Source organism: Rhizobium leucaenae USDA 9039 (assembly GCF_000426285.1).
GTDB classification, from domain to species: Bacteria; Pseudomonadota; Alphaproteobacteria; order Rhizobiales; family Rhizobiaceae; genus Rhizobium; species Rhizobium leucaenae.
The window spans coordinates 1-20,433 of the sequence record NZ_AUFB01000052.1 but is presented as its reverse complement, the minus strand read 5'-3'; the positions used below and the strand labels follow the sequence as shown (position 1 = coordinate 20,433).

Sequence of the window (20,433 nt, the reverse complement as noted above, 5' to 3'; positions counted from 1 at the left end):
CGCTGCCGTCAGAGACGTCTTGCCGTGGTCAACGTGGCCGATCGTGCCGATGTTAACGTGCGGCTTATTGCGCTCAAACTTACTCTTTGCCATTTTCGGCTCTCCGTTTTTCTTGTCCCCGAAGGGATCAATTCTTGTTATCGGTCAATTGGTATTCCGGTCACTTCTGACCGGAATACTTTGCCTGGATTTCCTGTGCGACGTTCGACGGGACCGGCGAATAATGATCGAAGGTCATGGTGTACTGCGCGCGGCCCTGAGACATGGAGCGCAGATTGTCGACGTACTTGAACATGTTTGCCAGCGGGACATTCGCGTTGATGACAACAGCGATACCGCGGCTTTCCTGGCCCTGGATCTGGCCACGGCGCGAGTTCAGGTCGCCGATGACGTCGCCGACGTAATCTTCCGGCGTCACGACTTCGACCTTCATCATCGGCTCGAGGAGCTGGGCACCAGCTTCACGGGCTGCTTCACGGAAGCAAGCACGCGAAGCGATTTCGAAGGCCAGAACCGACGAGTCGACGTCGTGGAAGGCACCGTCGATCAGCGTCGCCTTGACGCCGAGCATCGGGAAGCCAGCCAGCGGGCCCGAAGACAGGACGCTTTCGATGCCCTTCTGAACGCCCGGGATGTATTCCTTCGGGACAGAACCCCCGACAATCTTGGACTCGAACTTGAAATCGTCGCCTTCCGGGTTCGGTTCGAACACGATCTTGACGCGAGCGAACTGACCGGTACCACCCGACTGCTTCTTGTGGGTGTAGTCCTTCTCGGTCTGACGCGTGATGGTTTCGCGGTAAGCAACCTGCGGCGCGCCGACGGTGGCTTCGACCTTGAATTCACGACGCATGCGGTCGACGATGATGTCGAGGTGAAGTTCACCCATGCCGGCAATGATCGTCTGACCCGATTCCTGGTCCGTCTTCACGCGGAAGGACGGGTCTTCGGCAGCCAGGCGGTTGAGCGCGAGGCCCATCTTTTCCTGGTCGCCCTTGGTCTTCGGCTCGATCGCGATCTGGATGACCGGCTCCGGGAATTCCATGCGCTCGAGGATAACCGGCTTCAGCGGATCGCAGAGCGTATCGCCAGTGGTGGTTTCCTTGAGGCCGGCCAGAGCAACGATGTCGCCGGCGAAGGCTTCTTCGATGTCTTCACGCGAGTTGGAATGCATCTGCAGCATGCGGCCGACGCGCTCGCGCTTGTCCTTGACCGTGTTCATGACCGATACACCCTTTTCGAGCTTACCGGAGTAGATACGTGCGAAGGTCAGCGAACCAACGAAGGGGTCGTTCATGATCTTGAATGCCAGCATGGACAACGGCTCGCTGTCGTCGGCATGACGTTCGATCTCGGCGTCGGTCTTGAAATCGATGCCCTTGATCGCCGGAATGTCGAGCGGCGACGGCAGGTAGTCGACAACGGCGTCGAGCAGCGGCTGAACACCCTTGTTCTTGAAGGCGGTACCGCAGAACATCGGATGGAACTTGACGTCGATCGTGCCACGACGGACGAGCGCGCGGATCTGATCGTTGTCCGGCAGGTTGCCTTCGAGATAGGCTTCGGTCGCTGCTTCGTCGATCTCGACAACCGTCTCGATCAGCTTTTCGCGATATTCTTCAGCCTTGGCCTTCATGTCTTCCGGGATTTCGACGACATCCCACTGGGCGCCGAGCGACTCGTCACGCCAGATGAGGGCGTTCATCTCGATCAAGTCGATAACGCCCTTGAAGTCGCTTTCAGCGCCGATCGGAAGCTGCATGACGACAGCAGTAGCGCCAAGGCGGCTCTTGATCATCTCGACCGAGCGATAGAAGTCGGCGCCGGTCTTGTCCATCTTGTTGCAGAAGATCATGCGCGGAACATGATACTTCTCAGCCTGACGCCAGACGGTTTCCGTCTGCGGCTCAACACCGGCGTTGGCGTCGAGCAGCGCGATAGCGCCGTCGAGAACGCGCAGCGAACGCTCGACTTCGATGGTGAAGTCGACGTGGCCGGGAGTGTCGATGATGTTGAAGCGGCGCGTCTTGCCGTCACGGCCCTTCCAGTAGGTCGTGGTGGCAGCAGAGGTGATCGTGATACCACGCTCCTGCTCCTGCTCCATCCAGTCCATGGTGGCTGCGCCGTCGTGGACTTCGCCGATCTTGTGCGACTTGCCGGTGTAATAAAGAATACGCTCGGTCGTCGTGGTCTTGCCGGCGTCGATGTGCGCCATGATACCGAAATTGCGGTAGTCTTCGATTTTATATTCGCGAGCCATAGTGGACTGCCTTTCGGAAACCGTTCGGGATTACCAGCGATAATGCGAGAACGCACGGTTGGCGTCAGCCATCTTGTGCGTGTCTTCGCGCTTCTTGACGGCAGAGCCGCGGTTGTTGGAGGCATCAAGAAGTTCGCCGCAGAGACGGTCGACCATGGTGGTTTCGTTGCGCTTGCGGGCAGCAGCGATCAGCCAGCGAATGGCAAGAGCCTGACGGCGCTCGGGACGAACGTCGACCGGAACCTGATACGTAGCACCGCCAACGCGGCGCGAACGGACTTCAACGTGCGGAGCGATGTTATCCAAAGCCTGATGGAACACGCCGAGCGGCTCCTGCTTTGCCTTGCCCTGCACGGCGTCGAATGCACCATAAACGATGTTTTCAGCTACGGACTTCTTGCCGTCCAGCATAATGGCATTCATGAACTTCGTGACAACCAAATCGCCGAACTTCGGGTCCGGATTGATCTCACGCTTTTCTGCTCTGTGACGTCGGGACATACTTCTCGTCTCTCAACTGTTAGCGACGCTTTACAACGCGGAGAACCTCGCGCAGCGCCGGATTACCTGAAACCGAATTACTTCGGACGCTTTGCACCGTACTTGGAACGGCGCTGCTTGCGGTTCTTGACACCCTGGGTATCGAGAACGCCGCGGATGATGTGGTAGCGAACACCCGGAAGGTCCTTGACGCGGCCGCCACGGATCATGACGACAGAGTGTTCCTGAAGGTTGTGACCTTCACCCGGGATGTAACCAATGACTTCGAAGCCGTTGGTCAGGCGGATCTTTGCGACCTTACGCAGAGCCGAGTTCGGCTTCTTCGGCGTCGTCGTGTAGACGCGGGTGCAAACACCACGCTTCTGCGGGTTCTCCTGAAGAGCGGGAACCTTATTACGCTTTACCTGCGCCTGGCGAGGCTTGCGGATTAGCTGGTTTACGGTAGGCATTCAACCATCCCTTGTAAATCTGTCTCGACACCCTTGCGGGCTTAACTCTCGCCGTCTCCGGCAACGACACACGTTCGCCTCAATGCGCAAAACGTGGCCCGATCCGCTTTCGCAGATGGACCACAAAAAAGCAGAGGACGCGGTAAATTGCGTCTTGCGTGCAGCATTCGTGTCTTCAACGTGCGTTTAGAACCTTGTTTGAGGTGAACTCCAGAGCGCGTCGCTCCGGACAGCCATGCCTCACATGGGTCCTGATGGCGGCGGTACTACTGGTTTCCCGCAGGTTCGTCAAGGCCGGTTAAGAATTATCTTTGTCACAAAGCCCGAAAAGGCGGGCCAAACCAGCCATTTGACGCCTCAGATGAGGAAATGGCGTCGCTCGGGCAAGATAGACTTGGGTATTTCGTTAAAATCCCTATAAGGAATCACAGAAAGACAATGTCACCAGTCGGCAAGGGCAGTTCAGGGAATCGCTCGGTCGAATCGATACCACTGAAGGAAGACTTATGATCACCGAGCCAGACAACGACAACAATTTCGACGGCCCCATGGTCTTCATCATCATCGGCAAGGGATATGAAACGGACGGCGGCGAAGGCGTCGATCTGCATGTTATGCTGAAGGCACCGGATGACGATACCGCTGTTCGCGAAGCGCTGAACGCCCTTGCAGAAGAAGGCTTCATCGAGGCCGATCTTGATCAGATCGGCATGCTGACCGAGGTGCCGGACGAAGAACCACATGCCTCTGCCTATCAGGGCGCGCTGGAAGGCGAAGTGGCGATCATTCGCTTCCGCTAAAAGGGACCGCGCTCCCCCGCCCTCGCCTGCTCTTCGCAATATAGATGCAAAAAGAAACCGCCCGGATCGCTCCAGGCGGTTTTTGATTTTAGCTCACTCTCCAGCCGCTTATTCGGCGGCCGGGGCGTTCTCGTTGGCCATGTCCTGCAGCATCGGCGTGGCGACGGCGGCACCCGTGCCCTTGCGGCGCTCTTCCAGGATCAGCTCGTCGCGAGCCGTCGCGATGCGACGGATCTGCGTCATGGTGCCACCCGTACCGGCCGGGATGAGACGGCCGACGATGACGTTTTCCTTTAGGCCCTGCAGACCGTCGGTCTTGCCTGCGATCGCAGCTTCCGTCAGCACCTTGGTCGTTTCCTGGAAGGAAGCGGCCGAGATGAAGGACGGGGTCTGCAGCGACGCCTTGGTGATGCCGAGCAGAACCGGATCGCCGTAAGCGGGCTTCTTGCCCTCTTCGATCAGACGGTCGTTGTTATCGTCCAGCTCGATACGGTCGACATTGTCGCCGACGATATACTGGCTGTCGCCTGCATCGGTGATTTCCACCTTCTGCAGCATCTGACGGACAATCACTTCGATGTGCTTGTCGTTGATGACGACGCCCTGGAGACGGTAGACTTCTTGGATTTCGTTGACGAGGTAGGAAGCCAGAGCCTCCACGCCCTTGATCGCCAGGATGTCGTGCGGAGCCGGGTTACCGTCGAGGATGTAGTCACCCTTTTCGATATAGTCGCCTTCCTGAAGGTGGAAGGGCTTGCCCTTCGGGATCAGGTATTCGACCGGCTCGACACCGTCTTCCGCCGGCTCGATGATGACACGGCGCTTGTTCTTGTAGTCGCGGCCGAGGCGGATCGTACCATCGATCTCTGCGATGATGGCGTGGTCCTTCGGACGACGGGCTTCGAACAGTTCGGCAACGCGCGGCAGACCGCCGGTGATGTCCTTGGTCTTGGCGCTTTCCAGTGGCGAACGGGCAAGAACGTCACCCTGCGACACCTTCTGGCCCGGCTCAACGGACAGGATCGCGTCGACCGAGAGCAGGAAGCGGGCTTCACCGCCACGCGACAGCTTTGCGACATTGCCGCTGGCGTCCTTGACGACGATCGCCGGTTTCAGATCCGAACCGCGCGGCGTCGAACGCCAGTCGATGACCTGGCGCTTGGTGATGCCGGTGGATTCGTCGGTCGCTTCGAGAACCGAGAGGCCGTCGACGACATCTTCGAAGTGCACCGTACCAGCCACTTCCGTCATCATCGGACGGGTATAGGGATCCCATTCCGCGAGACGCTGGCCGCGCTTCACCTTGTCGCCGTCGTCGACATAGAGCTTGGAGCCGTAAGCGACGCGCTGTGAAGAGCGTTCGACGCCACGTTCATCCAAGATCTGCACCGTCATGTTGCGGCCCATGGCAACCAGATTGCCTTCGGAGTTGCGCAGCATGTTGCGGTTCTTGATCTGCACCGTGCCCTCATACGAGGCTTCCAGGAACGACTGGTCGACCACGGTCGCCGTGCCGCCCAAGTGGAAGGTACGCATGGTGAGCTGCGTGCCCGGCTCACCGATCGACTGAGCGGCGATGACGCCGACAGCTTCACCGATGTTGACCGGCGTACCGCGAGCAAGATCGCGGCCGTAGCAGACCGAGCAGACGCCCGTCTGGATTTCGCAGGTCAGTGCCGAACGAATACGGATCGACTGGATACCAGCCTTTTCGATCTCGACGACATCCGGCTCGAGGATCATCTTGCCGGCATCGACGATGCGCTCACCCGTGACCGGATGGTCGATATCGTCCAGGGCCGTACGGCCGAGGATACGGGCGCCGAGCGAGGCAACGACCTGACCGGCATCGACGATGGCAGTCATGGTGAGGCCGGATTCGGTGCCGCAATCGACGTGCGTCACGATGCAATCCTGTGCGACGTCGACGAGACGGCGGGTCAGGTAGCCGGAGTTCGCGGTCTTCAAGGCAGTGTCTGCCAGACCCTTACGGGCGCCGTGCGTCGAGTTGAAGTACTCGTTAACGGTCAGGCCTTCCTTGAAGTTCGAGATGATCGGCGTCTCGATGATTTCGCCCGACGGCTTGGCCATGAGGCCGCGCATGCCGCCCAACTGACGCATCTGGTTCGGAGAACCGCGGGCGCCCGAATGGCTCATCATGTAGATCGAGTTCATCGGCTTCTGACGACCGGTCTTCTCGTCGAATTCGACGGCCTTAATGCGGGCCATCATTTCTTCGGCGACCTTTTCCGTGGCCTTGCCCCAGGCGTCGACAACCTTGTTGTACTTTTCGCCCTGGGTGATCAGACCGTCGTTGTACTGCTGCTCGTATTCCTTCACCAGGGCTTCGGTGTCACCGACGATCTTAACCTTGGTATCCGGAATGACCATGTCGTCCTTGCCGAACGAAATGCCGGCGCGGCAGGCATGGGCAAAGCCGAGCTGCATGATGCGGTCGCAGAAAATGACCGTGTCCTTCTGACCGCAGTGACGGTAGACCGTGTCGATCATCTTGGAGATGTTCTTCTTGGTCATTTCCTGGTTGCAGATGTCGAAGGTCACCTTGCCGTGCTTCGGCAGCAGTTCGCCGATCAGCAGGCGGCCAGGGGTCGTTTCATAGATCTTCGAATAGGGCTTGCCCTCTTCGTCGACCGACTTGAAGCGGCCGCGGATCTTCGAGTGCAGCGTCACGACCTTGTTTTCGAGAGCGTGATGCAGCTCGCCGAGATCGGAGAAGGCCATGCCTTCGCCCGGCTCGTTCTGGTTCAGGATCGAGAGATAATAGAGGCCGAGAACCATGTCCTGCGACGGAACGATGATCGGCGCGCCGTTTGCCGGATGCAGGATGTTGTTGGTCGACATCATCAGCACGCGGGCTTCGAGCTGGGCTTCGAGCGACAGCGGCACGTGAACGGCCATCTGGTCACCGTCGAAGTCGGCGTTGAAGGCCGTGCAGACGAGCGGGTGCAACTGGATGGCCTTGCCTTCGACCAGCATGGGTTCGAAGGCCTGGATGCCCAGGCGGTGCAGCGTTGGCGCGCGGTTCAGGAGAACCGGATGCTCGCGGATGACCTCATCGAGGATATCCCAAACTTCCGGCTTTTCCTTTTCAACCAGCTTCTTGGCCTGCTTGACCGTCGAGGAATAACCCTTGGCGTCGAGGCGGGCGTAGATGAACGGCTTAAACAGTTCGAGCGCCATCTTCTTCGGCAGGCCGCACTGATGCAGCTTCAGTTCCGGACCGGTCACGATGACCGAGCGGCCGGAATAGTCGACGCGCTTGCCGAGCAGGTTCTGACGGAAGCGGCCCTGCTTGCCCTTCAGCATATCGGACAGCGACTTCAGCGGACGCTTGTTGGCGCCGGTGATGACGCGGCCGCGGCGGCCGTTGTCGAACAGCGCATCGACAGATTCCTGCAGCATGCGCTTTTCGTTGCGGATGATGATGCCCGGAGCGCGCAGTTCGATGAGGCGCTTCAGACGGTTGTTACGGTTGATGACGCGGCGGTACAGATCGTTGAGATCCGACGTTGCGAAACGGCCGCCGTCGAGCGGTACCAGCGGACGCAGGTCCGGCGGGATGACCGGGACGACCTTCATGATCATCCATTCCGGACGGTTGCCGGATTCCATGAAGTTCTCGACGATCTTCAGGCGCTTCATCAACTTCTTCTGCTTGAGATCCGACGTGGTGTCGGCAAGCTCGGAGCGCAGGTCGCCGGCGATCTTCTCGAGGTTCATGCTGGCCAGCATCTCGTAGATCGCTTCAGCGCCGATCATGGCGGTGAACTGATCTTCGCCGTACTCATCGACGGCGAGCATGTACTCTTCTTCCGTCAGGAGCTGGTGCTCCTTGAGCGCGGTCAGGCCCGGCTCGGTGACGATGTAGTTTTCGAAGTAGAGAACGCGCTCGACATCCTTCAGCGTCATGTCGAGCAGCGTGGAAATGCGGCTCGGCAGCGACTTCAGAAACCAGATGTGGGCAACGGGAGCGGCGAGCTCGATATGGCCCATGCGCTCACGGCGAACGCGCGACAGCGTGACTTCGACGCCGCACTTTTCGCAGATGATGCCCTTGTACTTCATGCGCTTGTACTTGCCGCACAGGCACTCGTAGTCCTTGATCGGCCCGAAGATTCGCGCGCAGAAGAGACCATCGCGTTCCGGCTTGAACGTACGATAGTTGATCGTCTCCGGCTTCTTGATCTCACCATAAGACCAGGAAAGAATCTTCTCCGGCGATGCGATCGAAATCCGGATGGAATCGAAATTCTGTGCAGGCACCTGCGGATTGAAAAGATTCATGACCTCTTGGTTCATGCCTGTCTCCTTTAGGGGCGAAACGCCCTCGAATTGCAATCAGTACCGGCAAATTCCCGGGAACCGGACTGACGCCTTAAAACGACAATAACCGCAGAATGCGGCGAAATCGTCCCTGCCTAGCGCCACACGAACTCGGGCGTCGGCGGGAACGGTGCGCGCTGACGGACAGCGCGCACCCTATCGACTATTACTCGGCTGCGTCGGGAAGCTGGCCCGCGGCCTGCAGATCGTCGACCTTGGAGTTTTCCAATTCGACGCTGAGACCCAGCGACCGCATTTCCTTGACGAGAACGTTGAAGCTCTCCGGAATGCCCGCTTCGAAGGTGTCGTCGCCACGGACGATGGCTTCGTAGACCTTGGTGCGGCCGGCCACGTCATCCGACTTGACCGTGAGCATTTCCTGCAGCGTGTAGGCTGCGCCGTAAGCTTCGAGCGCCCAGACTTCCATTTCGCCGAAGCGCTGACCGCCGAACTGCGCCTTGCCGCCCAGCGGCTGCTGGGTGACGAGCGAGTACGGGCCGATCGAGCGGGCGTGGATCTTGTCGTCGACCAGGTGGTTGAGCTTCAGCATGTAGATGTAGCCAACCGTGACCTGGCGGTCGAACTGCTCGCCGGTACGACCGTCATAGAGCGTCGACTGACCGGTCTGTTTCAGACCTGCCATTTCGAGCATCTCGTTGACATCCACTTCGCCGGCGCCGTCGAAGACCGGGGTCGCGATGGACACGCCACGCTTCCACTGATCAGCCAGACGCAGGACCGACGCATCGTCATACTCGTGAACGTCGTCGCTCTTCGGACCGTCGCCGACGACCATGTCGATCGTCTGGCGCAGAGGCTCGATGTTGCCGCTTGCCTTGTAGGCTTCGATCAGCTCGCCGATCTGGCGACCCATGCCGGCGCAAGCCCAGCCAAGGTGCGTCTCGAGGATCTGACCGACGTTCATGCGCGACGGCACGCCGAGCGGGTTCAGCACGATGTCGACATGCGTACCGTCTTCGAGGAACGGCATGTCCTCGACCGGCACGATGCGCGATACGACACCCTTGTTGCCGTGACGGCCGGCCATCTTGTCGCCCGGCTGGATCTTGCGCTTCACAGCGACGAAGACCTTGACCATCTTCATGACGCCCGGAGGCATTTCATCGCCGCGCTGGACCTTCTCGACCTTGTCCATGAAGCGCTGTTCGAGGCGCGACTTGGACTCGTCGTACTGGCCGCGCAGAGCTTCGAGCTCGCCCTGAACCTTTTCGTCCTCGACGGCGAACATCCACCACTGCGAGCGCGGATATTCCGAGACGACGGCGTTGGACAGTTCCGTGCCCTTCTTGAAGCTCTTCGGACCGGCAAGTGCGACCTGGCCACGGAGCATTTCGATCAGGCGGCCGTAGACGTTACGATCGAGGATCGCCTGTTCGTCGTCGCGGTCCTTGGCGAGACGTTCGATCTCTTCGCGCTCGATCGCCATGGCGCGTTCGTCCTTCTCGACGCCGTGGCGGTTGAAGACGCGAACTTCGACGACCGTACCGTAGGTGCCGGGCGGCATGCGCATGGAGGTGTCGCGAACGTCGGACGCCTTTTCACCGAAGATGGCGCGCAGGAGCTTTTCTTCCGGCGTCATCGGGCTTTCGCCCTTCGGCGTGATCTTGCCGACGAGGATATCGCCAGGCTGAACTTCAGCGCCGATGTAAACGATGCCGGCTTCGTCCAGGTTCTTCAGCGCTTCTTCCGAAACGTTCGGAATGTCGCGGGTGATTTCTTCCGGACCGAGCTTGGTGTCGCGTGCCATCACTTCGAATTCTTCGATGTGGATGGAGGTGAACACGTCGTCGGCAACGATACGCTCGGAGAGCAGGATCGAGTCTTCGTAGTTGTAGCCGTTCCAGGGCATGAACGCGACGAGCACGTTGCGGCCGAGCGCCAGATCGCCGAGATCGGTCGACGGACCGTCGGCCAGGATGTCGCCCTTGTTGACCACGTCACCGACGGTGACCAGCGGACGCTGGTTGACGCAGGTGTTCTGGTTCGAACGCTGGAACTTCATCAGGCGGTAGATATCGACGCCTGACTTCGACGGATCGAGGTCCTCGGTGGCGCGGATAACGATACGCGTTGCGTCGACCTGGTCGACCACGCCGCCGCGGCGGGCGCCGATGGCAGCGCCCGAGTCACGGGCAACGACCGGCTCCATGCCGGTGCCGACGAACGGAGCTTCGGCGCGCAGCAACGGCACGGCCTGACGCTGCATGTTCGAGCCCATGAGCGCGCGGTTGGCGTCGTCGTTTTCCAGGAACGGGATCAGAGCGGCAGCGACCGAAACAAGCTGCTTCGGCGAGACGTCCATCAGGTTGATGTTGTCGCGCGGAGCCAGCATGACTTCGCCGGCATGACGGCAAACGACGAATTCTTCGATGAAGGAGCCGTCGGTGTCGAGTTCGGCGTTGGCCTGAGCAACGTAGTACTTCGCCTCTTCCATGGCGGAGAGGTAGAGCACATCGTTGGTCACCTTACCGTCGATGATGCGGCGGTAGGGGCTTTCGATAAAGCCGTACTTGTTGACGCGGGCGAAGGTCGCCAGCGAGTTGATGAGACCGATGTTCGGACCTTCCGGCGTTTCGATCGGGCAAATACGACCATAGTGGGTCGGATGCACGTCGCGGACTTCGAAGCCGGCGCGTTCGCGGGTCAGACCGCCCGGGCCAAGGGCCGAGAGACGGCGCTTGTGAGTGATTTCCGAGAGCGGGTTCACCTGGTCCATGAACTGCGAGAGCTGGGAGGAGCCGAAGAATTCGCGAACGGCGGCAGCCGCCGGCTTCGCGTTGATCAGATCCTGCGGCATGACCGTATCGATTTCGATCGAGGACATGCGTTCCTTGATCGCGCGCTCCATGCGGAGCAGGCCGAGACGGTACTGGTTTTCCATCAGCTCGCCGACCGAGCGGACGCGCCGGTTGCCGAGGTTGTCGATGTCGTCGATTTCGCCCTTGCCGTCGCGCAGCTCGACCAGCATCTTGACCACGGCCAGGATGTCGTCCTTGCGCAGGATGCGGACGGTGTCTTCAACGTCGAGGTCGAGACGCATGTTCATCTTCACGCGGCCGACGGCGGAGAGGTCGTAACGCTCCGCATCGAAGAACAGCGAGTTGAACATGGCTTCGGCCGATTCCATGGTCGGCGGTTCACCCGGACGCATGACGCGGTAGATGTCGAACAGAGCGTCCTGACGGTTCTCGTTCTTGTCGGCAGACAGCGTGTTGCGGATGTAGGCGCCGACGTTGATGTGGTCGATGCCGAGAACCGGGATCTCGTCGAAACCGGCCTTGAGGATGATCGGCAAAGTCTTCTCGTCGATTTCGTCGCCGGCTTCGAGATAGATCTCGCCGGTCTGGAAGTTAACGATGTCTTCCGCCAGGAATAGGCCGTAAAGCTCTTCGTCGGTGGCCTTCAAGGCCTTGAGGCCCTTTTCCTGCAACTGACGCAGCAGGCGCGGGGTCAGCTTCTTGCCGCCTTCGACAACGACTTCGCCGGTATCGGCGTCGATCATGTCGGTAACGGTCTTGGCGCCCTTCAGCGTTTCCGCCTTGAAGGGAATGCGCCAGCCCTCGCCGGAGCGCTCATAGAGCGACTTCGTGTAGAAGGTCGACAGAATTTCTTCGCCGTCCATGCCGAGCGCCATCAGCAGCGACGTCACCGGAATCTTGCGGCGGCGGTCGATACGGGCGTAGACGATGTCCTTGGCGTCGAATTCGATATCGAGCCAGGAACCGCGATACGGAATGACGCGAGCAGCGAAGAGCAGCTTGCCGGAGGAGTGGCTCTTGCCCTTGTCGTGATCGAAGAAGACGCCCGGCGAACGGTGCATCTGGGACACGATAACGCGTTCGGTGCCGTTCACGATGAAGGTACCGTTGTTCGTCATGAGCGGCATGTCGCCCATGTAAACGCTCTGTTCCTTGATGTCCTTGATGGACTTCGCGCCGGTATCTTCGTCGATATCGAACACGATCAGACGGAGAGTAACCTTCAGCGGCGCGGCGTAGGTCAGGTCGCGCTGGCGGCATTCGTCGACGTCGAACTTCGGCGGTTCGAATTCATAGGATACGAACTCCAGCATGGAAGCGCCGGAGAAATCGGTGATCGGGAAAACCGACTTGAATACGGCCTGGAGACCCTCGTCAGGGCGGCCGCCCTTGGGCTCTTCGACCATGAGGAACTGATCGTAGGACGCCTTCTGAACCTCGATGAGGTTCGGCATCTCTGCGACTTCGGGAATCTTACCAAAAAACTTGCGTACGCGCCTGCGACCGTTGAACGAAAGGGTCTGAGCCATCGTCGCTCCTTTAAAATCCTGCACCCGGGCCTGCAACGGATGGGAACCGCTGGCCAGGCGATCCCATCAATCAATGAGTAGTTCAATCTCGTCTAACTAACCGAAAACCGCTCGGCACGGATTGCGTCGCGGTTCGGTCTGAGACCATCCTCTTGAAGAACCCATTACCCAAAAGCCGTTTTGCCTGCGGCTTTTGGGTAATTTGTTCAGAAAAACGGCGAATGGGAGGCGGCAAAATGCCACCTCCCAAAGCAGTTTCAAGCTTACTTGACGTCGGCCTTTGCGCCAGCGTCTTCAAGCTTCTTCTTGATGTCAGCGGCTTCAGCCTTGGAAACGCCTTCCTTGACAGCCTTCGGAGCGGCTTCAACGAGGTCCTTGGCTTCCTTGAGGCCGAGACCGGTGATGGCGCGGACTTCCTTAATGACGTTGATCTTGTTCGCGCCGGCATCAGCGAGGATGACGTCGAACTCGGTCTTTTCTTCTTCAACGACAGCAGCAGCGCCAGCACCACCAGCAACGGCAGCAACAGCTACCGGAGCAGCAGCGGAAACGCCCCACTTTTCTTCGAGGAGCTTGGACAGTTCTGCAGCTTCGAGAACGGTCAGCGAGGAGAGGTCTTCAACGATCTTTGCGAGATCAGCCATTTTTGTAGTTCCTTTTGTTCGGTTCGAACTGGTTGATTATGAACAGCGAAAAACCGCCTTAAGCGGCTTCGTCCTTCTTGGCGTAGGCCGAGAACACGCGAGCAAGCTGGCTTGCCGGTGCTGCAACCACACCTGCGATGCGGGTAGCCGGCGTCTGGATCATGCCCAGCAGCTTTGCACGCAGCTCGTCCAGCGAAGGCAGGGTCGCGAGCGACTTGACGCCTTCCGGGTTGAGCGTGGTTGTTCCCATGGCGCCGCCCAGAACAACGATCTTGTCATTGCTCTTGGCGAAATCCACGACGACCTTCGGAGCGGTAATCGGATCGGTGCTGTATGCGATCAGCGTCTGACCCGTGAAGAGATTGGAAATCCCTTCCGCATCCGTGCCCTGAAGAGCAATTTTGGCCAGGCGGTTCTTCGCGACTTTGACGGTGCCGCCAGCAGCGCGCATCTTGGAACGAAAATCGTTCATCTGAGCGACTGTAGCACCAGCATAGTGGGCCACGACAACCGAGCCCGAAGCCTTGAAGACTTCGTTCAGTTCCGTGACGAATTCGCGTTTTTCCGCTCTTTCCACTGCTTTTCTCCAGTTGACAGGACCGCGGTAAACGGACCTGCCGGGTTGCCTTTTGCCTCCTGGGATCAGCTAAGAGATCCCAAGCGACGCTTGAGGATCCTGTCCCCTCGCGCTCGAGCCGCAAGGCTCCAAGGCACAAGGCATCCAAGGCTCGAACCGAGTTCATCGAAGCAATGCTTCTTCAAAATTCGGGTCTTACCCGTCTCATGCAGGCTTAAGTGATTAAGGGATAACCACCTGCAATCTCGGACAGGAATTCCGGATTTCTCCGGATATCCTGGCCCCGAGGGGCCAGGAATTCTTAAATGCCGGGCACACTGCCCGGCAAAATCATCAGGCGCTCGGAGCCGTAACCGTCGACGGCTCGATCTTGACGCCCGGGCCCATGGTCGAAGAGATGGCTACGCGCTTAACGTAGTTGCCCTTTGCACCAGCCGGCTTCGCCTTGATGACGGCGTCAGCGAAGGCGCGGATGTTTTCTTCCAGAGCCTTGGCATCGAAGGAAGCCTTGCCGATACCGGCATGGACGATGCCAGCCTTCTCGACGCGGAACTCGACTGCGCCGCCCTTGGAGGCTTCGACAGCACCCTTGACGTCCATGGTGACGGTACCGACCTTCGGGTTGGGCATCATGCCGCGGGGGCCGAGAACCTTACCGAGACGGCCGACGAGCGGCATCATGTCCGGGGTCGCGATGCAACGATCGAAGTCGATCTTGCCGCCCTGGACGATTTCGACGAGGTCTTCTGCGCCGACGATGTCAGCACCGGCAGCCTTGGCTTCGTCAGCCTTGGCGCCACGAGCGAAGACGGCAACGCGAACCGTACGGCCGGTGCCGTTCGGCAGGTTGACAACGCCGCGAACCATCTGGTCGGCGTGACGCGGGTCGACGCCGAGGTTCATTGCGATTTCGACGGTTTCGTCGAACTTAGCGACAGCCCGTTCCTTGACCATGCCGATAGCCTGGGTCAGAGCATAGAGCTTGGTGGGATCAACGCCTTCGCGGATCTTCTGAATACGCTTTGCAACCATGGTCTTAACCTACCACTTCCAGGCCCATGGCGCGGGCAGAGCCCTCGATCATGGCCATTGCGCCTTCGATATCGGCGGCGTTCAGATCCTTCATCTTGGCTTCGGCAATCGACTTGACCTGAGCCTTGGTGAGCGTGCCAGCCTTGGCACCCTTGCCCGGCGTCTTCGAGCCGGACTGGATCTTCGCTTCCTTCTTCAGGAAGTAGCTGACCGGCGGCTGCTTCATGACGAAGGTGAAGGACTTGTCCTGGTAGTAGGTGATGACGACCGGGATCGGCATACCCTTTTCCATTTCCTGCGTGGCGGCATTGAACGCCTTGCAGAATTCCATGATGTTAATGCCACGCTGACCAAGCGCAGGACCGATCGGCGGCGACGGATTCGCCGAGCCGGCCTTAACCTGCAGCTTGAGCTGGCCTGCAACTTTCTTAGCCATATCTCTCTGCCTTTCTGACTGACCGGTCACCCGGCCTCTTATGCCGGATCGCTCCGGCGGCTGCGGTTGCGTGGTGCGGATCAAAAAGTCCGGCTAAGACCCCTGCCCTTCCACGCGGATTGCGGCTTTGCCGCGAGATGTAAGTAAACATTTACTTACATCCAAACTCAAACGAAGATCAGACCTTCTCGACCTGACTGTATTCCAGCTCGACCGGCGTAGCGCGGCCAAAGATCGACACTTCCACCTTCAGGCGCGAACGCTCTTCGTCCACGTCCTGAACCGTGCCGTTGAAAGAGGCGAACGGGCCGTCGGAAACGCGGACCTGCTCGCCGATCTCGAAGGACACCGAAGCCTTCGGCCGCTCGACGCCTTCCTGGACCTGACCGAGAATACGCTCGGCTTCATAATCCGGAATCGGAACGGGCTTATTGTCGGAGCCGAGAAAGCCAGTGACCTTCGGCGTATTCTTGATCAGGTGATAGGCCTCATCCGTCAGGTTGGCGCGCACCAGCACGTAACCCGGGAAGAACTTGCGCTCGCTGTCGACCTTGCGGCCGCGGCGCACTTCAACCACCTTTTCGGTCGGCACAAGGATCTTCTCGAACAGATGATCGAGACCCTTCTGCTTGGCCTTCTCCTCGATGGATTCAGCCACCTTTTTTTCGAAATTAGAATAAGCGTGGACGATGTACCAACGTGCCGCCATGTTCATCTCCACCCGATATCAATTGCCGGTATTCAGCACGTAGCCGAGAATCCAGCCGATGAGCTGGTCAGCAGCAAAGAAAAACAACGAGGCGAAAATAACCATGACAAGCACCATCACCGTCGAGATCATCGTCTCGCGACGGGACGGCCAAGTGATTTTCGACGTCTCGGAGCGGACCTGCTGCAGAAACGCAAGTGGATTCGTTTTGGATGCCATTGACTGCCCACGCAATTACGGCGCGTAAAGCTGAACATATCAGCCCCACGCACCGCGTGTCTGTTGAACCCTACATAAACATCGATTCCCAATTTAACAAGAGGGAATTCGGTGCTTTCGAAAATTTGCCACCAATCCGGCATAATCCCTAACCTAAGAAGCAGCGAAAAAGACGCGCCAGTCAAATCAAGGAAAGAATGGCAGGGGCAGCAGGGCTCGAACCTACGACCTGCGGTTTTGGAGACCGCCGCTCTACCAACTGAGCTATACCCCTTTATGCTTCGATCATCTGCACCAAGCAGTTGCCCGCCAGCGCCTTTCGAAAACATGGCGCTCCTTTAAGACGGGACGAAACGATTGGCAAGTGCGTTTTTCGTTTTTTCCCAAGAGCGTCCGCAGCTTCGATCAATGCAGGCGATTCCCGAAGCAGCCGACCAGAGGAATTGCAGGCTTCGCGGCACCTCTCGAACACGTCGCGCAGGCAATTCTCAACCTTCTTTCGGTTCTCCCGGCGTTCCCTTGGGCTTCCTTTTCAGGAATTTCGGCCTGAGATGACGCAGAAAATTGTCTGTGGAGCGAATCACATTGGTCAAGGAGATCAGCTTGTCGACTTCAGCGTCGGTATTGCCGAGCCGCTCGGAGAGCACCTCTGATGCGGCCAAGGCAATTTCGGCCGGTGGAACTTCAGAGAAGCGCTCGGCAAGCCTGATGTAGGGATTGAGCGACATGCCGCCATGGATGGTGATCTTTCCAAGACGGGCGAAGAGACGCAGGAACGTCTGCTCGAAGGTCCAGTCGTGAACCGACACGACCTTCCATTTTTCGCTGCGCTTGGCCGAAAAGCCGGCAAGCACGATGGCGCCAGGCAGTTTTAGGTCGCTCAGCCAAAGCGCCATGGCAAAGCCGCTGGTCGGCGTCTTGCCCTCGGTATAGAAATCGTTGCTGAAGCCGACGAGATCGAGATGGCCGGTCGGCGCGCCCTGGAAATCAGCGGCCGGATTCAGTTTTTCCTCGAGCCCGAGGCGGATGTTCATGATCCCGAGGAAATGCTCCTTCGGGAAGAATTTGACGACATCCCCCACCTCGCCCCGATAGACGATGTTGGCGCCGCGCGGCTGCCCGCGCGAAATCAATAGCGAATACCCGTGGAACGGACGATCCAGGACCTTGTAGACCTTATTGAAGAAGATGAAGAGCGCGCTCGATGGAAACTGCTGCTGAAGGCTGCCGATATCAACTGCATCGCTGTTTGCGACAAGAACGATATGGGAGAAGGCCGCCAGCACGGACCGCCATTCATCGGCGGTCGTCAAGCCTGCAGCGGCCCCTGCCGCCCGGAAGGCGATTTCGTTGTTTCCTGCTTCGAAGCCCACGCCTTATCCAGCCCGGTTACTTCTGCTGAACGTGCAGCATGCGATCACGCATGGCAAACCATTCTTCAGCATAGTCGTCGTTGCGATACTCGTCGAAATACGGACCACCGTCGGTGAAATGCACCAGTTGCGCATCCGGGCGGTAGTCATATTCGTTGACGAGGTAATTCCAGGTTACGGGTACCTCACCGATCTGATCGTCGCTTTCCAGCCATTTGAACTGATGAAGCTGCAGGCCCGTGGCGGTGTTGACGTACTCCTTCGTCAATGCCCGGCATTTGGCATTATTGAAAAGGATCATGCTCGACCAGTTCTTCTTTTCGTATTTGGTCTGAGTCTGGCCGAGGAACTTGGTCTCGATTTTTGGCTGATAGTCGTGCTTGACGCACATTGCGGCATAGCGGTCGTCGCGCAGCTTCCAAAGCTCGGCAATATCGGCGCGGGCCAGCATGTCGCAATCCATGAAGATGCTCCAGCCCTCATAGTCGCTGAGGTAGGGAACCAGGAAGCGCGAGAAGGAAAATTCGGTCGACTGCAGCGGGTTGCGCTCGCGCGTGAAAATGCCGTCGAGATTACTGAGAACGATCGGCGAAAACACCACCGGGATCGAAGAGCGCTCGATTATGCTTTGCGCGAGGACGTGATAGGCGACGACCTCCTTGGAATCAAAGCCGACAAAAATACGTGCAACACCGTCGTTCATAGTCCCTCCGAAGCGGCTGACCACCAAAGAGATCAACCGGTTGATAGCTTTCAAATCGCCGCGCAAATCGCGCCGCCAAGCATCCTGCAGGCCGCAAGCCACACGATGTTCGTTCAAGACACGAGTGCCGACTGTATCGTGGAAAGCGGGTGCAATTTCCACGATACGCCTCGCGAACGCAAACCTACTTACTTAAACCCCAATATTTGTCGAGTGTTTGCGGAAGCATTTTTGGTTTTGTTCCGTAACAAATGGAGAGGCATCCGACCTTAGCGAGGCTTCGGCCGGGCCTACGGATAACGCCCGGCTGTCATGTCATTCGGCAGTGCTGCCTCAAACCTTTACGTAGCGGCGCCAGTTATGCTCTTCCTTGAAGCCCAGGACGTCGCGGATCTTGCGGTTGGAGAGCAGGCCCTCATACTCGCCGATCTCGCGGGTGAAAGGCACGTTCGGAAAGTACTTTGCAGCAAGCTCCCGGGACGGGGTGTTCGCCGATACCGTGTCATTGGCGGCGTTGAACACTTGGAAGCCGAGGCCGCTTTTTTCGATGCAGAGATGGACGATCTGGCCGAGATCGCGCGCGTCGATGTAGCTCCAGGCTATGCGCTTGCGGATGTCGGTGTTGGCGAAGTATTCTGGGAAATGCTCGTATTCGTGCGGCTCGATGACGTTGCCGATGCGTAGCGCGTAGATGTCTATGCCAAAACGTTCGGCAAAGGCGCGCGCCGTCTTCTCGTTCAGGACCTTCGAGAGGCCGTACGAATCCATCGGATTGACATCATAGTCCTCCTCCAGCGGGAACTGATGGAAATCGCGATGGCCTTCGGCAAAGCAGACGCCATAGGTCGTTTCGCTGGAGGCGACGATGATCTTCTTGACGCCGAGCTTTGCCGCCGCTTCGAGGACATTGTAGGTGCCCATCGTGTTGATGCGAAAGGTCTCATTGTCCGGCTTGATCAGAATGCGCGGCACGGCGGCGAAATGCACGACAGCGTCGTAGGGCTGCACACCCTTGCCGTGATCGAGATCGGGGAAATCGCGATGCATGCTAAGGACGTTATAGACTTGTCCCGCATCGGTGATATCGGCATTCAGATTGGTAACGCCGGGGCTGTCGAGCGGCACGAGATCGACATTATGGACCTCGTAACCGGCATTGATCAGCCAGGGAACGGTATGACGCCCGGCCTTGCCGCTGCCGCCGGTGAACAAAATGCGCTTCTTCATGAAATCTCCTCCGGGTAAAATCGAGCGATAGATAGACCCTTTGGGGCATTTCGCAAGGCATCGCGCGCGGACGGATTGCCTCAGTCGGTGATAAGCGATGCAGGAACGGAAGCCGAACTGGGGCAGCCCGGACTTCACCACTCGGCGGCTTCCATCAATTTTGCTTGCGGCCCCTTACTTGCGCAGATGCTCCAGCACATGCGCAACGCATTGATCGAGCGAGAGCTGGCTGGTGTCGAAGATTTCGCAGCCGTGCTGAACCGCCTCCCTCCGCAGATAGGCCGCCCAAGCCATCATATTGTTATCCGCGAGTTCGGGCTGTCGTCTCCCGACCGTCAGCCGTTGCGTTCTTGTCGCGTCGTCGCAATCGACCAATAGCAGCCTGTAGCTGTCGACATTTGCCATGGCAGTCGCTTCGGCGATGAAGGACATTCGCATCTGCCCTTCGAACAGGATCGGCTTTCCACTCTGCGCAACGTTTGCCAAGTACGTCATCCATTCCATGGTCTTGTCGCGCTGCCAGGCTTCCGGCGAACCGTGATCCCTGATCATCGCATCCACAGTCGGCACGCCGATGCTGTCGAACCGATAGGTCGCAAAATCATTGGGATACCTTTCGGCAATGGCGTCGGCAATTGCCGTCTTTCCGGAACCGGATGCGCCTGTCAGAACGATCAATCCCATTGGTCTCCTCCGAAATGCGAAAGGCCCCGCTGTTTCCAGCGGGGCCTTCGTAACCAACGAATAATCCGGAGATTACTCGACGATGCTAGCGACGATGCCGGCGCCGACGGTGCGGCCGCCTTCGCGGATAGCAAAGCGCAGCTTTTCTTCCATCGCGATCGGAACG

18 protein-coding genes and 1 tRNA gene are annotated in these 20,433 nt (G+C 58.6%); 1 reads left to right on the top strand and 18 read right to left on the bottom strand.

Going from position 1 to position 20,433, the window contains the following annotated elements; translation table 11 throughout:
- The 4 genes from K290_RS37615 to rpsL all read right to left on the bottom strand — a co-directional run.
- The coding region (locus tag K290_RS37615; protein WP_018010120.1) for a GTP-binding protein at positions 1 to 93 on the bottom strand (93 nt) is incomplete at its 3' end.
- A gap of 67 nt (positions 94 to 160) precedes the next feature.
- Positions 161 to 2,260, bottom strand: a complete 2,100-nt coding sequence (fusA, locus tag K290_RS0131605) for an elongation factor G (protein WP_028755234.1) — start codon at positions 2,258 to 2,260, stop codon at positions 161 to 163.
- A 30-nt stretch (positions 2,261 to 2,290) separates the two neighbouring features.
- Positions 2,291 to 2,761, bottom strand: a complete 471-nt coding sequence (gene rpsG, locus K290_RS0131600) for a 30S ribosomal protein S7 (protein WP_028755233.1) — start codon at positions 2,759 to 2,761, stop codon at positions 2,291 to 2,293.
- A gap of 77 nt (positions 2,762 to 2,838) precedes the next feature.
- On the bottom strand, positions 2,839 to 3,210 hold the full coding sequence (gene rpsL, locus K290_RS0131595; protein WP_003507760.1) for a 30S ribosomal protein S12: 372 nt from the start codon (positions 3,208 to 3,210) through the stop codon (positions 2,839 to 2,841).
- Positions 3,211 to 3,716: 506 nt separating this feature from the next.
- On the opposite strand from rpsL, the gene K290_RS0131590 reads away from it, so the two are divergent.
- Positions 3,717 to 4,010: a hypothetical protein gene (locus tag K290_RS0131590; protein ID WP_028755232.1), complete on the top strand. Its 294-nt coding sequence runs from the start codon at positions 3,717 to 3,719 to the stop codon at positions 4,008 to 4,010.
- A gap of 108 nt (positions 4,011 to 4,118) precedes the next feature.
- Here K290_RS0131590 and rpoC read toward each other — a convergent pair whose 3' ends face one another.
- The 14 genes from rpoC to K290_RS36930 form a co-directional block, all read right to left on the bottom strand.
- A complete protein-coding gene (gene rpoC / locus K290_RS0131585; protein WP_028755231.1) occupies positions 4,119 to 8,330 on the bottom strand; it encodes a DNA-directed RNA polymerase subunit beta' in 4,212 nt (1,403 codons plus the stop codon).
- A 190-nt stretch (positions 8,331 to 8,520) separates the two neighbouring features.
- The gene (gene rpoB / locus K290_RS0131580; RefSeq protein WP_028755230.1) at positions 8,521 to 12,663 is read right to left on the bottom strand and encodes a DNA-directed RNA polymerase subunit beta; all 4,143 of its coding nucleotides are present in this window, start codon (positions 12,661 to 12,663) and stop codon (positions 8,521 to 8,523) included.
- A gap of 263 nt (positions 12,664 to 12,926) precedes the next feature.
- Positions 12,927 to 13,307 (bottom strand): 50S ribosomal protein L7/L12, encoded by a 381-nt coding sequence (rplL, locus tag K290_RS0131575; protein WP_028755229.1) that lies wholly within the window; start codon positions 13,305 to 13,307, stop codon positions 12,927 to 12,929.
- A 58-nt stretch (positions 13,308 to 13,365) separates the two neighbouring features.
- Positions 13,366 to 13,884 carry a 50S ribosomal protein L10 gene (gene rplJ, locus K290_RS0131570; protein WP_028755228.1) on the bottom strand — a complete coding sequence of 173 codons (519 nt, stop codon included), beginning with the start codon at positions 13,882 to 13,884 and terminating at the stop codon, positions 13,366 to 13,368.
- A 333-nt stretch (positions 13,885 to 14,217) separates the two neighbouring features.
- Entirely contained in the window at positions 14,218 to 14,916 is a 699-nt protein-coding gene (rplA, locus tag K290_RS0131565; RefSeq protein ID WP_028755227.1) for a 50S ribosomal protein L1, read from the bottom strand.
- 4 nt (positions 14,917 to 14,920) lie between these two features.
- Entirely contained in the window at positions 14,921 to 15,352 is a 432-nt protein-coding gene (gene rplK / locus K290_RS0131560; protein WP_004123453.1) for a 50S ribosomal protein L11, read from the bottom strand.
- Positions 15,353 to 15,530: 178 nt separating this feature from the next.
- Positions 15,531 to 16,061 (bottom strand): transcription termination/antitermination protein NusG, encoded by a 531-nt coding sequence (nusG, locus tag K290_RS0131555; RefSeq protein ID WP_028755226.1) that lies wholly within the window; start codon positions 16,059 to 16,061, stop codon positions 15,531 to 15,533.
- 18 nt (positions 16,062 to 16,079) lie between these two features.
- The gene (secE, locus tag K290_RS0131550; protein WP_028755225.1) at positions 16,080 to 16,280 is read right to left on the bottom strand and encodes a preprotein translocase subunit SecE; all 201 of its coding nucleotides are present in this window, start codon (positions 16,278 to 16,280) and stop codon (positions 16,080 to 16,082) included.
- A 198-nt stretch (positions 16,281 to 16,478) separates the two neighbouring features.
- Positions 16,479 to 16,554, bottom strand: a tRNA-Trp gene (locus tag K290_RS0131545).
- Between the two features lie 214 nt (positions 16,555 to 16,768).
- Positions 16,769 to 17,626 (bottom strand): hypothetical protein, encoded by an 858-nt coding sequence (locus K290_RS0131540; protein ID WP_028755224.1) that lies wholly within the window; start codon positions 17,624 to 17,626, stop codon positions 16,769 to 16,771.
- A gap of 43 nt (positions 17,627 to 17,669) precedes the next feature.
- Positions 17,670 to 18,356: a glycosyltransferase family protein gene (locus K290_RS0131535; RefSeq protein WP_028755223.1), complete on the bottom strand. Its 687-nt coding sequence runs from the start codon at positions 18,354 to 18,356 to the stop codon at positions 17,670 to 17,672.
- A gap of 333 nt (positions 18,357 to 18,689) precedes the next feature.
- Entirely contained in the window at positions 18,690 to 19,583 is an 894-nt protein-coding gene (locus tag K290_RS0131530; RefSeq protein ID WP_028755222.1) for an NAD-dependent epimerase/dehydratase family protein, read from the bottom strand.
- Between the two features lie 174 nt (positions 19,584 to 19,757).
- Positions 19,758 to 20,267 (bottom strand): P-loop nucleotide/nucleoside kinase family protein, encoded by a 510-nt coding sequence (locus K290_RS0131525; RefSeq protein WP_028755221.1) that lies wholly within the window; start codon positions 20,265 to 20,267, stop codon positions 19,758 to 19,760.
- Between the two features lie 72 nt (positions 20,268 to 20,339).
- Positions 20,340 to 20,433 (bottom strand): EF-Tu C-terminal domain-related protein (locus K290_RS36930; RefSeq protein WP_018010126.1); only part of this gene is annotated, 94 nt, incomplete at its 5' end.

What these genes read in the sequence shown, in the direction of transcription:
- rplA (WP_028755227.1), bottom strand. Translation starts at nt 14,916, where the DNA reads ATGGTTGCAAAGCGTATTCAGAAGATCCGCGAAGGCGTTGATCCCACC.
- rpoB (WP_028755230.1), bottom strand. Translation starts at nt 12,663, where the DNA reads ATGGCTCAGACCCTTTCGTTCAACGGTCGCAGGCGCGTACGCAAGTTT.
- rpsL (WP_003507760.1), bottom strand. Translation starts at nt 3,210, where the DNA reads ATGCCTACCGTAAACCAGCTAATCCGCAAGCCTCGCCAGGCGCAGGTA.
- K290_RS0131590 (WP_028755232.1), top strand. Translation starts at nt 3,717, where the DNA reads ATGATCACCGAGCCAGACAACGACAACAATTTCGACGGCCCCATGGTC.
- K290_RS0131535 (WP_028755223.1), bottom strand. Translation starts at nt 18,356, where the DNA reads ATGAACGACGGTGTTGCACGTATTTTTGTCGGCTTTGATTCCAAGGAG.
- nusG (WP_028755226.1), bottom strand. Translation starts at nt 16,061, where the DNA reads ATGGCGGCACGTTGGTACATCGTCCACGCTTATTCTAATTTCGAAAAA.
- rplK (WP_004123453.1), bottom strand. Translation starts at nt 15,352, where the DNA reads ATGGCTAAGAAAGTTGCAGGCCAGCTCAAGCTGCAGGTTAAGGCCGGC.
- rpsG (WP_028755233.1), bottom strand. Translation starts at nt 2,761, where the DNA reads ATGTCCCGACGTCACAGAGCAGAAAAGCGTGAGATCAATCCGGACCCG.
- K290_RS0131530 (WP_028755222.1), bottom strand. Translation starts at nt 19,583, where the DNA reads ATGAAGAAGCGCATTTTGTTCACCGGCGGCAGCGGCAAGGCCGGGCGT.
- K290_RS0131525 (WP_028755221.1), bottom strand. Translation starts at nt 20,267, where the DNA reads ATGGGATTGATCGTTCTGACAGGCGCATCCGGTTCCGGAAAGACGGCA.
- secE (WP_028755225.1), bottom strand. Translation starts at nt 16,280, where the DNA reads ATGGCATCCAAAACGAATCCACTTGCGTTTCTGCAGCAGGTCCGCTCC.
- fusA (WP_028755234.1), bottom strand. Translation starts at nt 2,260, where the DNA reads ATGGCTCGCGAATATAAAATCGAAGACTACCGCAATTTCGGTATCATG.
- rpoC (WP_028755231.1), bottom strand. Translation starts at nt 8,330, where the DNA reads ATGAACCAAGAGGTCATGAATCTTTTCAATCCGCAGGTGCCTGCACAG.
- rplL (WP_028755229.1), bottom strand. Translation starts at nt 13,307, where the DNA reads ATGGCTGATCTCGCAAAGATCGTTGAAGACCTCTCCTCGCTGACCGTT.